Source organism: Microcystis sp. CS-574 (genome assembly GCF_028329095.1).
Lineage (GTDB): Bacteria > Cyanobacteriota > Cyanobacteriia > Cyanobacteriales > Microcystaceae > Microcystis > Microcystis ichthyoblabe_A.
The window spans coordinates 1-12,534 of the sequence record NZ_JAQMSY010000223.1 but is presented as its reverse complement, the minus strand read 5'-3'; the positions used below and the strand labels follow the sequence as shown (position 1 = coordinate 12,534).

The 12,534-nt window shown below is 40.5% G+C and carries 8 protein-coding genes and 1 pseudogene; 8 read left to right on the top strand and 1 reads right to left on the bottom strand.

Annotated features, from left to right (window positions below; translation table 11 throughout):
- Positions 1-491: 491 nt before the first annotated feature.
- The 7 genes from PN470_RS18245 to PN470_RS18215 all read left to right on the top strand — a co-directional run bounded on the left by PN470_RS18245 (position 492) and on the right by PN470_RS18215 (position 10,989).
- Positions 492-2,216, top strand: coding sequence for a diflavin flavoprotein (locus tag PN470_RS18245; RefSeq protein WP_272104910.1), 1,725 nt, complete (start codon positions 492-494; stop codon positions 2,214-2,216).
- A gap of 128 nt (positions 2,217-2,344) precedes the next feature.
- The gene (locus tag PN470_RS18240) at positions 2,345-2,845 is read left to right on the top strand and encodes a phosphate-starvation-inducible PsiE family protein (protein ID WP_002734712.1); all 501 of its coding nucleotides are present in this window, start codon (positions 2,345-2,347) and stop codon (positions 2,843-2,845) included.
- Positions 2,846-3,027: 182 nt separating this feature from the next.
- Positions 3,028-4,773 carry a diflavin flavoprotein gene (locus PN470_RS18235; protein WP_272104909.1) on the top strand — a complete coding sequence of 582 codons (1,746 nt, stop codon included), beginning with the start codon at positions 3,028-3,030 and terminating at the stop codon, positions 4,771-4,773.
- 121 nt (positions 4,774-4,894) lie between these two features.
- Positions 4,895-5,767: a hypothetical protein gene (locus PN470_RS18230; protein WP_272104908.1), complete on the top strand. Its 873-nt coding sequence runs from the start codon at positions 4,895-4,897 to the stop codon at positions 5,765-5,767.
- Positions 5,692-5,964, top strand: coding sequence for a hypothetical protein (locus PN470_RS18225; RefSeq protein WP_002734486.1), 273 nt, complete (start codon positions 5,692-5,694; stop codon positions 5,962-5,964). The genes PN470_RS18230 and PN470_RS18225 overlap by 76 nt, the downstream gene beginning before the upstream one ends.
- A gap of 358 nt (positions 5,965-6,322) precedes the next feature.
- Positions 6,323-7,066: a DUF1995 family protein gene (locus PN470_RS18220; RefSeq protein WP_272104907.1), complete on the top strand. Its 744-nt coding sequence runs from the start codon at positions 6,323-6,325 to the stop codon at positions 7,064-7,066.
- Between the two features lie 173 nt (positions 7,067-7,239).
- Positions 7,240-10,989 carry a type IIG restriction enzyme/methyltransferase gene (locus tag PN470_RS18215; RefSeq protein ID WP_272104906.1) on the top strand — a complete coding sequence of 1,250 codons (3,750 nt, stop codon included), beginning with the start codon at positions 7,240-7,242 and terminating at the stop codon, positions 10,987-10,989.
- A 56-nt stretch (positions 10,990-11,045) separates the two neighbouring features.
- Here the strand turns inward: PN470_RS18215 and bioD are convergent, their stop codons facing one another.
- Complete coding sequence (gene bioD, locus PN470_RS18210) at positions 11,046-11,720, bottom strand: dethiobiotin synthase (protein WP_002763308.1); 675 nt, start codon at positions 11,718-11,720, stop codon at positions 11,046-11,048.
- Positions 11,721-12,020: 300 nt separating this feature from the next.
- On the opposite strand from bioD, the pseudogene PN470_RS18205 reads away from it, so the two are divergent.
- A pseudogene (locus PN470_RS18205) lies at positions 12,021-12,347 on the top strand (ISKra4 family transposase); the annotation flags it as partial.
- Between the last annotated feature and the right edge of the window lie 187 nt (positions 12,348-12,534).

Below are 12,534 nucleotides of genomic sequence, written 5' to 3'. Positions count from 1 at the left end.
TAACATCATTAGAAAAGTAATTCCTGATGTCATTGACCAGGGAATAAAGGGTTTGCCGTTTAATCCTGTAGTGCTTGACCCACTACGAATGACTAAGCTTTCAGGCTTTTAAGTAAGTTTGAGTAAGTTTAGTTGAGCGGTTACAGGTTCACCCATAGACTGACATCGAAAACAAAACACCCCGGGAGAGCGAGAAAGCAAAAACGAGGGAAATATTAAGAATTATGTAAAAAGCTTGACAAATAGGCAAAAGTGCAGTAGGTAAAACCGAGGACTAAGCTAACCGGTGGATAGGATGCACAATCAGCATTCAGGTCTTGATTCGGTAGGGCCAGCACTCAAATTAATATCTGCAACCATAGAGAAAAGGTTATATAAATCTAACTAATCATTGACTTGAGTAATTGGTATTTTACAAATCCCTGAAAGCAAGTCACCATAGGAATTAAGCAAATGCAGTTCCGCATCAAATCCTGTGGGAGATAGAAATTATGGTTGCTTTAATCACCCCAAAACCGGCTAAAACCAGCCGTTTAACCACACAAATCCAAGAAATCGCCGAAAATACTTTTACCTTGCGCTGTTTGGATTGGGATCGCGATCGCTTTGATATCGAATTTGGTTTAGAAAACGGTACCACTTATAACTCTTTTGTTATTCAAGGGGAAAAAACCGCTCTCATTGATACATCTCACCGCAAATTCGATCGCCTTTATCTGGAGGAATTAACTAAACTAATCAACATCAATCATCTTGATTATTTAATTATCAGTCACACCGAACCCGACCACAGTGGTTTAGTCAAAGAAGTTTTAGAATTAGTCCCAGAAGTTACCGTAGTGGGGGCAAAAGTTGCCATGCAATTCCTTGAAAACATGGTACACAGACCCTTTAAACAGTTAATAGTTAAAAGTGGTGATACTTTAGATTTAGGTAATGGCCATGTTTTAGAATTTGTTGCGGCCCCTAATCTTCATTGGCCTGATACTATCTTCACTTTTGATGCTAAAACTGCCACCCTTTTTACCTGTGATGCCTTCGGAATGCACTTTTGTGACGATCAAACCTATGATCGAGAAAAAGACCTGCTAGAAGGCGATTTTCAAACCTATTATGACTGTCTGATGCGACCGAATGCTCGTTCGGTTTTAGGGGCAATTAAAAGGATCGAGAAATTTGAGATTAATCTCATTGCCACCGGTCACGGACCCCTATTAAAACACCATATTTCTGATTGGGTGGGACGCTATCAAACTTGGAGTCAAGAACAAACTTCTGCTGATACTTTAGTGACTGTATTCTTTACCCAAGATTACGGACAAAGCGAACATTTAGCTACTATGATCAGTCAGGGTTTGAATAAAAATGATGTGGTGACAGAATTAGTCGATATGAATAATGCTGATCCCCACGAAGTCAGAGAATTGATCAATCAATCTAAGGGAGTTATCATCGGAATGCCTCCCCAATCTTCCTCGATTAACCAGACGATTTTAAGCACGATTATTGCTTCAATTAATGGCAAACAAGCGGTAGGATTATTTGAGTCAGGAGGTGGGGAAGATGAACCAATTTTCCCCTTAAGAAATAAATTACAGGAAATCGGGGCGATCGAAGCTTTTCCTCCTCTTTTAGTTAAAGACAATACCAATCAATCCCTCGATTTAATTGCCGATGAAGCAGGAACCGACCTCGGCCAATGGTTAAACCGAGAAAAAACGATTAAACAAATTAAATCGATTAATAACGACTTAGAAAAGGCTCTAGGACGTATTAGCACCGGATTATACCTAATTACTTCCCAAAAAGCCGATTTATCTAGTGCCATGATTGCCTCTTGGGTGACACAAGCAAGTTTAAATCCTTTAGGTGTGGCGATTGCAGTGGCTAAAGATCGGGCAATGGTATCCTTTTTACAGCCTAGCGATACCTTTGTTTTAAATGTTTTGGCTGAGGATAATTATCAGAAATTAATGAAACATTTCCTCAAGCGTTTCTCTCCCGGTGCCAATCGTTTTGAAGGCATTAAAACCTACACTGCTAACAATGGATCACCAATTTTAGCCGATGCCTTAGCTTACATAGAATGTCAAGTCACCAGTCGTTTAGATTGCGGCGATCATTGGGTAGTTTATTGTACCGTTAATAGCGGACGAGTTGCCCGTTTAGATGTCTTAACTGCTGTCCATCATCGCAAAGTTGGCAACCATTATTAACAGTTAACAGTTATCAGTTATCAGTTATCAGTTATCAGGAGGCAGGAGATTATTTTTATTTATTCTTCCCATCACCCTACTTCCCCACTTTCCTAACACCAAATTTTATCAATTTTAGGAGCAATAAAATGTACGAACCAATTAAAAAACCTTCCCCAATGATGGTGAGAGTAGTACAAGTCTTAGAAATGATTCAAGATTTAATTGTCATTTCTCTCTGTATTGGTTTATTTAGCTTCATGGTGTTAGAAGTCAGAGAAATGTTTATGTCTCTGCTGCCACCGATTCAATTTCGGATTATTACCGCCGATATTTTATTCCTCTTAATTCTAGTAGAATTGTTCCGATTGTTAATTATTTATTTGCAAGAAAAACGAGTTTCTATCGGTGTTGCTGTGGAAGTTTCTATCGTCTCGGTTTTGCGAGAATTAATTGTCAGAGGAGTCCTAGAAACTAATTGGACACAAGTATTAGCCGCCTGTGCTTTTCTAATAGTTCTCGGCACATTAATGGTGTTAAGAGTTTGGCTTCCTCCCACCTTTGAAGGTATCGATCCCGAACAAAAAGTTTCTGAGCGTTATCGTCAACATTTAGTTAAAGACTTAACTGAAATAAACAGCAAAACTTAATCAGTTATTAGTTATCAGTTATCAGTTATCAGTTATCAGTTATCAGTTATCAGTTATCAGTGAGAAGGGGATAGGAAAATGGGGTAATAGGGTAATGGGGAGATAGAGTAATTTCCCCTAAAACCCTACTCCCCCAACACCCCACACCCCACACCCAACACCCCACACCCAAATTAACAATTATGACCACTACTACCTTAATTCCCAATCCTGCTATCAATAATCGCCCCCGCGATGTTCAAACCGCCGAAATTGCCGATCAAACTTGGGTTTTTCGCTCGCGTACTTGGGACAGATTAAAATTTGAAATAGAATATGCTCGTCAACGGGGAACCACCGCTAATTCCTATCTTATCCGGGGCGATAAAACCGCCTTAATCGATCCTCCCGGAGAATCCTTCACCGAAATTTATTTAGAAGAAATTCGTCAATATGTCCCCTTACATCGTCTTGATTATCTAATTCTAAGTCACGTTAATCCCAACCGTATCGTCACTTTAAAGGCATTATTAGCCGAAACCCATCAAATCACCATCCTCTGTTCTAAAGCTGCCGTCAATACCCTGAAAAATGCCCTGCCTGATGCCCAAATTTTGGGCATACGAACCGATGAAATCCTTGATTTAGGGCAGGGTCATCAACTCAGTTTTATTAATGTCCCTACCCCCCGCTGGCCTGATGGAATCTGCACTTTTGACCAAAAAACCCAAATTTTATACAGCGATAAATTCTTTAGTGTGCATCTGTGCAGTGACGATATTTGGGATAAAAATTGGAAAGAATTAGACGCAGATCGTCGTTATTATTTTGATTGTCTCCATGCCGTGCAATCTAAAACAGTAGAAACAGCCCTCGACAAAATTAAAGAATTTCCCGCCCAATATTATGCACCCGCCCACGGTCCGATAATTCGTTATAGTCTTAGTCGTCTTGCCCACGATTATCGTTATTGGTGTCAAGAACAAAAAACTCGACCCCTACAAGTGGCTTTATTATATGCTTCTGCCTACGGAAACACTGCCACCCTGGCCCGGTCGATCGAACGAGGATTATTAGAAAATGATCTGGCCGTAGAATCAATAAATTGTGAGTTTGCCACTCCCGCCGAAATTAGTCAAGCGATCGAAAATTGTGACGGATTTATTATCGGTTCTCCCACCTTAGCCGGTCACGCTCCTACCCAGATTCAAACCGCTTTAGGAATCGTTCTTTCCACGGCAGCAAAAACTAAATTAGCCGGGGTTTTTGGTTCCTATGGTTGGAGTGGGGAAGCGGTAGATTTAATTGAAACTAAACTCAAAGATGCCAATTATCGCCTTGGTTTTGAATCCTTGCGCGTGCGTTTTAACCCCACAGAAAGCAGTTTACAAGCAGGTTATTTAGCCGGAGAAACCTTCGCCCAGACCTTGAAAAAAACCAAAAAATTGCGGGTTCCCCAACAGGGAATGACCGAAACACAAATCGATCGCACTGCCCAGGCCGTTGGTCGGATCGTTGGTTCCCTTTCTGTTCTCACCACTCGTCAGGGCGAGGATCATGCTGGTTTCCTGACCTCTTGGGTATCCCAAGCCAGTTTTAACCCCCCGGGGCTAATTATCGCCGTTGCTGACGAACAAGCCGCCGATCGCCTAATTAACTCGGGAACCGTCTTCACCTTGAATATTCTCAAGGAAGGGCGCAATTTACGCCGCCATTTTTCCAATTGCATCAAATCCGGCAGCGATGTCTTTACGGAATTAGAAACCCAAGTCGGGAAAAATGGCTGTCTGATTTTAAGCGAAAGTCTCGCCTATCTAGAGTGTACGGTCAAAGAGCGACAACTCTGCGGCGATCGCTGGTTAGTCTATGCCACGGTCGAGCGGGGTCAAGTTTTGGATAGTAACGGTGTCACCGCCATCGGTCATCGTAAATCCGGTAGTCAGTACTAAAACTGGACTAGCGGCGCAAAATTCCTGACTTTTCCCCTATCATCGGCCTAGATTTCTGGAAAGCATAGGTTATGTTAGTATGTGAGGCTGTCCGACCGGGCTATTTTGTCTTTGTTTCCCCATGAAAAAATTGCCGCTAATCCTATCGGTGGGGAGTGTCGCTTTATTGTTGGTGGGATGTCCAGCTTCTAACCAAGCTAATCAATCCCCACCGCCCAACCAAGAAACCCCCACCCCCACCCCCTCTCCTAGTCCCCCAGCTGCCCAACCTCCTGCCTTTAGCGGTGCTGTGCAACCGGCTACCATAAGGGTAGTGCCATTTATTCCCGCCACCGACCCCGACCAAAAACGGGCAAAAATTAATCGCGGTCCCAGGGATAGGGATCCCTTTGCCCCCTTTCCCCTACAACCAAATATTACAATCACAGTGGCGGAAGAACCCCCGGCTGGGACTCCGGCAGCCACCACCCCCGCAGCCCCGCCCGCACCCGCACCCAGGGTCAATCGTCCCACTCCCAGACCACCGATAGTGAAAGCACCGCCAACTCTTAGACTACCGATAGTGAAAGCACCGCCCACCCCCAGACCACCGATAGTGAAAGGGCCGCCACCACCCCCGCAACCGACGGAAGCGGAAGAAGTGCAAGTATCGGGCATCTTCCAATTACCTAGCACTGCCATGGCGATCGTGAAAGCCCCCGGAGAAGCCACGGAACGCCGAGTTATCCCCGGTTCTACCCTCTCTAATGGTTTAATTTTGGTCAAAGCGATCGATACTAATCCCAAGAATCCCTCTATTGTCCTAGAACAATACGGTAAAACTATTACCCGTCGTTTAGGGGATGGTGTCCCCGAACCCGCCGCCGCACCGCAGGCCTCGATCAGCTATAATATTTCCGAATCAGGAGAATCAAACCCGTGCGATCGATTGCTATTCAACAAAAACAAACCATTATTTATCCCCAAATGCCCTTGGCTATCTATCGAGAATTAGCCAGCCATTTACAACAGGTTCAGGGTGTGGAAACCCATCTCACTCCCCAGCAGTTCCAACAATTCGATTATCACCAAAGTCAGATCGGCAGTCTAGAAATTAACTATACCGAGACTTTTCAGGAAAGCGATCGCCCTCTGGTCACGGCAATTCTCGGTTATTATGCCCAACGTCACGGCTCCTATCAACTTTCCTAAGCTTTCTCTCCTCACCTTTTCCCCGATTACCGACTTTCTTCTTAAAAACTAAAGGTATTTTATAGGATTTATCTTAATGCTGGGGATGATGCCAGATATCGTCATACTTCATCTAAACTTAAGTAGGGTTTGCGGCAAAAAGTACGGGCGAAGCATTCGGATAGAAAATCTACGGTTTCACCGATAGGTTATTGCCCGAATGCTTCGCCCCTACAGGACGTAGGGTTCATTCATGAATCAACCCTACCTTTTATAAAAATTAAAATCTTTCTGATTTTAAGCCACCGACGACCAGAGGTAATCACTGATAACTGCTCACTGATAACTGCTCACTGATAACTGCTCACTGATAACTGAAATGACCCTACCCAATTCCCTAGAAGAAACAATCCTGCAAGCAAAAGCCGCCGCTCAACTGGCTCTAGAATCGGGAGCTAGACGCATACAAGTGGAATTAGTTATTCCAGAAATTGCTCTACAAGCGCAAGCTTTAGCCCTTGATTTTACCTCTATTTTTGACAGTTATGGTTCTGGTTTAAGGGTAATTTTTCCCGATACTGGAGCCGCCATGTTAGCTCGACGGGATTGGGGAGAAACAGTTTTTCAACTGGGAGATTTAGGTAGTCGTTTTATTCCCGTCGAAAACAAAATTAAGCCCGAAGATGAAGCTTTTTTAGTTGTTTGTCCCTCCTCGGTGGAGATTAATTCCGTAGAAAAACTCTGTAACCTGGCCGAAGATCGTCCCGTAGTTCTTCTAATTCCCCAATTGGAAGATGTATCGGTAGTGGGTATCGGTTACGCAGCCCGACAATTGCGAGAAAGATTTTTAAGTATCCTAGAAAGTTGTTATTATTTTCGTCCCTTGGAATCAGCGATCGTGTATCGTTCCTATCCCTCTTTGTGGCAAGTTTGGCTAGAAAAAGAAGACGGTTACGAGTTAATTTCCGAACAGTCCACTAAACCCATGGGCGAAGCTTTAGAAAATCTGATTCTGAAAGCTTCTAGTAATACTCCTAATGATAGTTCTAATCCTGCTAACAAAGCCAAAAAGTCCGGTTTATTTGCCACGATGGGACGCTTCTTAAAAGCATTGCAACAGTGACATACTCCCCCCGTCAAGCTAGACTGTGACGGGGGATTATTTCCCCATTGCTGTTAGAAATTCTTGGCTTCTACAGATTGACCTCGATTGCAACTTTTATCCTTCTATTTTAACCGATCATTTGGCAATGCTATAATAAGATTAGTCGGTAGTTTCCCTAGAGGTAAACTTTTATGATCATCAATAAGCGAGAACTCAAACAAGCCTTAAATCGGGTGTACTTGAAAATTAAGCCTGATACTGAAACAATTCAGGTTTTTCAAGCTAATTTGACGCGCTTGTTGGAGCAATGTGACAGCAAAAAGTCGGAAGAGTTTAATAAAAATTTGCTGATAGATTTTTTAAAAAATACCTATTATACCGATCGCTATTTTATCAATACAAAAGAGCGCATCGATCTGGTGATTCATAATAACCAGGATGTTAAAAGTCCAGTGGGGGTCATTTTTGAGACGAAGAAACCTACTCGGACAATAAATGCAGAAATGCCAAGACTGGATAATCTCAATACTAAGGCTTTTCAGCAGTTAGTTTTATATTTTCTCCGCGAAAGGGTGACGGATAAAAATCTTGAGATTAAACACTTGATCGTGACAAATATTTATGAGTGGTTTATTTTCGATGCGAAGATTTTTGAGGATTTGTTTTTTGCTAATAAGGCTCTAGTTAACCAGTTTTGCGATTTTGAAGCCGGGAGACTGAGTAGTACGAAAACGGATTTTTTCTATCAACAAATTGCCGAACCAGCGATCACTAAAGTTATTGAGCAAACTAAGTTTACTCATTTTGATCTGCGAGATCTGGAAAATTTAGATTTGCTTGATATTTACAAGATTCTTTCGCCAGAACATTTACTTAAGTTACCTTTTGTTAATGATAGCAATACTTTAAATAAGCCTTTTTATAATGAGCTTTTGTATATTATCGGTTTGACGGAAATTAAGGATAAAGGGAAGAAGTTAATCGGACAAATGAAAGAAGGCGATCGCTGTGATGGTTCCCTGATTGAAAATGCGATTAGTCGGTTGGATAGTTTAGATAAAATTGCACAATTAAAAAATCCTGAAGAGTTTGGAACTACGGATGAGGAACGGCTTTATAATGTGGCGTTGCGGTTATCAATTAATTGGATTAATCGGGTTTTGTTTCTCAAACTATTGGAAGCGCAGTTAATTAAATATCATCAAGGCGATCGAGATTTTGCTTTTCTCAACTTGGCGAAAGTTCCCAGTTATGATGATCTCGATAGTTTGTTTTTTGATGTGTTAGCTAGGGAGACAAATAAGCGCGAGGCTAAGGTTAAAACGACTTTTGCTCATGTACCTTATTTAAATAGTTCGCTATTTGAACCAACGGAGACGGAACAGCAAACGATTTTTATTGGCAATTTGCGGGAGCGAACTTTACCCATTTTTGCAGGTACGGTGCTAAAAGATAATCAGGGTAATAAGCGAGTAGGTGAGTTAAATGCGTTGGCTTATTTGTTTGAGTTTTTGGATGCTTATAAATTCGATCGAGATGAGTTAGAAAATCCTCAAGAAGATAGCGAAAAGTTAATTAATGCTTCGGTGTTGGGGTTAATTTTTGAAAAGATTAATGGTTATAAGGACGGTTCTTTTTATACGCCGAGTTTTATTACCATGTATATGTGTCGGGAAACGATACGAAGAGCGATCGTGCAGAAGTTTAATGAAGTAAAAGGCTGGAATTGTCAAACTTTAGATGATTTATATGAACGAATTGAGGACAAAAGAGAGGCAAATGTTATTATTAATAGCCTGAAGATTTGTGATCCGGCGGTGGGTTCGGGACATTTTTTAGTTTCGGCTTTGAATGAGATAATCGCGATTAAGAGTGAGTTACGGGTTTTATTAGATACTTCGGGTAAGTCGCTAAAAGATTATCGGGTAGAGGTGCGAAACGATAAGTTATTGGTTTATGATGATGAGGGGACTTTATTTGCTTATCATCCGAATAATAAAGAAAAGCAACGGGTACAGCAAGCCTTATTTCATGAGAAACAGACGATTATTGAAGGGTGTTTATTTGGGGTGGATATTAATCCTAATTCCGTGACGATTTGTCGCTTGCGGTTATGGATTGAGCTTTTAAAAAATGCTTATTATCGAGAGGATGGCAATTTAGAAACTTTGCCAAATATTGATATTAATATCAAGTGTGGTAATTCTTTGATTAGTCGCTTTGCTTTGGATGTGGATGTTAAACAGGTTTTACAGAAGCAGAAGTTTAGTATTGAGCAATATCGCAATGCGGTACAGACTTATCGCAATGCGGAAAATAAGGAACAAAAGCGGGAGATGGAAACGCTGATTGCTAAGATTAAGGCGGGTTTTAGTGCTAATTTATTAATTAGTGATCCTAAGAAGGTGAAGTTACGTCAATTACAAGGGGAACTTTATAATCTGGAAAATCAGGGTTTATTGTTTGAGGAGACTAAGACGGAGCAAAAAGCGCGGGAGAAAAAAGTAACTAAGTTAAATAATGAGATTGACAAGCTAACTGCTGAAATTGCAGATATTGAAAGCGGTAGGCTGTATGATAATGCTTTAGAATGGCGGTTTGAGTTTCCTGAAGTGTTGAATGATGACGGGGATTTTGTTGGGTTTGATGTGGTGATTGGGAATCCTCCTTATGGGGCTATCTTATGCGATATCGAAAAAGAGTTTATGAAACTTGAATATTCAGATTGTCACACTAGATGGACAGATACTTTTAATTACTTTATCGGAAAAACTTTGCTAATCGCAAAAGAAAATTCATGTAACTGTTTAATTATACCAAATAATTTTTTGTTTCAGAATGAGTATGAAAAATCGCGAAGAAACCTTCTTGCTTTATCTTCAATTGATTTAGTAATAAACTTAGGCGATAATGTTTTTGATGATGCAGAGGTTCCTACTACAATTCTTTTATTTAAGAAAGAAGTCAATCCTAATTATTTTATTGAATATGCAGATTTAAGATCATTTAAAAAATCTAATATTCTATTTCAACAAACTGAATTTTCTAAATACTCAAAAATTGATGTATTAGACACTCCATCTTCAGTTTTTGGAGTTAATAGATTGTTAGCCTCTATTAACGATAGAAATTCTAGCAGTATAAAATTAATTGATGAAATTGCTCTTGAGGTTGCAAACGGTATTCAACCTACTGGTGATAAAATATTCAGAATTCATTCTTCTGAAGCAAATGAGCTTGGAATAGAACCATCTATATTAAAAAATGTATTAGTAGGAAGCAATTTCAATAAATACGTCACATATGAAAGTGATTTTAAAGTCATATATACTACAAAATCAGTCAATATCAATGACTATCCAAATTGCTTGTCATATTTGGAAAAATACAAGGATAAATTGGAAAGTAAACGGGAAACAAAAAAAGGAATTTTACCTTGGTGGTGTTTGCATTGGGCGCGATACAAAGAACTTTTTGAAGAAGATAAAATTATTATTAGACAGACTGCGGATCGTGTAATTGCGACTATTGATACTGATTCATACTACGCTATGAATAATGTAATCATATTGAAGATTAAAGAAGAATATAAAATAGATTTTGATTACAAATTTCTTGTTGGCATTTTAAATTCAAAGTTAATTGATTATATTTATAAACAGTTAACTCAAGAAGAAAATAGAACTTTTGCCGAAGTTAAACCAATTAATATTAGAAAGCTACCTATTATAGCTACAGATTTACATCAAAAAAATATAATTATTGACATTGTTGACAAAATTCTCGCCGCTAAAAAAGACGATCCTAACGCTAACACAAGCGAATTAGAAAAGCAGATCGATCACTTAGTTTACAAACTCTATCAACTCACCTATAATGAAGTAAAAATCATTGATCCAGAATTTGCCCTAACAGAACAAGAATATCTGGACTTACCCTAATTTATTCTCCCTTTTGCCTCTTGCCTTGTGCCTTTTGCCTCGTCTCAACAAGCAATTTAAATGCTTGACAGCTTAATTTCTGGCCAACTAGCTACCACCGAGGCCAATTTATCCAAATCCCGACGATCTTCGATAAAGGGAAAAACACCTAAAACCGGACAATTAGTCAAGGATTGAATTAAATCGATCGGTGTTAACTGCTCTATCTCCGTCTCCGTGCGCGGTTCGAGACAATTAAGGATAATTCCGCCCAAATTGACCTTTTTCTGCTCTGCTAGGGCAATATTAGCCACCGTTTGGGAAATCGCTCCCAATTTCACCGGCACCACTAAAAGGGTTTTTAACCGCCATTGAGCCGCTAAATCCGCCAAAGTTAGCTCGTGAGTGACAGGACAACCTAAACCCCCTAAACCCTCAATTAAAACCAAATCTTGGCTTTTTTGTAGGTTCAGCAGAGCTTGCCACACCGTCCCCAAAGGAATATCTCGACCCTCCAAATCAGCAGCCACAGGAGGCGCTAAGGGTGCTTGATATTGCAGCGGTGTAATCATTTCTAATTGACCCTGAAATAAGCCCTCATACCATTCTCGATCGCCTTGACCCGTTTGCATTAATTTCATCAGCCCCAAGGCCTTGGAGGGATAGTATTTTTGCCAATAAGCCACTAAAGCAGTGGTGACAACGGTTTTACCCGCATCGGTATCCGTAGCCGCAATCAAAAGACTATTCATAAAACTCCCAGGCTCAGTCAAGATCAGGTGAAATCACCAGCATTTATTATCTTATCCCCCATCACCCCACTTCCCCATCACCCCACACCCGTTCGGACCTCGGCGTGAGACTTCGGCGTGAGACTTCGGCGTGAGACTTCGGCGTGAGACTTCGGCGTGAGACTTCGGCGTGAGCTCAGTCGAACGCTGAGCTCACGGCCGAAGCCTGTCTCCTGTCTCGACTAGGAAATCAATTTTGCACGACTACTTAATATTTATAACTTACAATTCAGAATATAGCTCGATAGGAGGAACAATCCAATGCTATCAGAAAATGAAAAAAGAATTAAAGAGTTATGTCAAGAGTTAGGGCAATGTCTTTATAAACAATCCCAAGTTGAGGAATTTAATAACTTGGCAGAGATAGAGGAGACTGTTAGAGATTTAATGATTGAGTATGTCAACCCAGAAATCGGTATTTTTTTGTCAAAACAAGCACTGGAGAAACCGCCGGTCGGATGAGAAAAGTGAAAAGCATTTTGGGGGAATTAGCAATTACAGAAAAACAAGCGAAAAAATTAGATATAAAGTCTCAGACTCAGATGAGTCCAATGTTAGAGAAGAACTGTTTGCTATTAAGTGGCTGACAGGGGGACAAACAAGCTGAAAAGCTTATGTAGCATGGAATACAGATACAGACTCCAAAAAAAGATAAGTCATATTTACCATATATGACCTAAATAACGAAAATGATAAGTGAACTATACCAGAAAGTGTTAGAAAATGAACTGGGACGAGCCAGATATCTACTGTTGTTAATGATAGTTGGAACCTG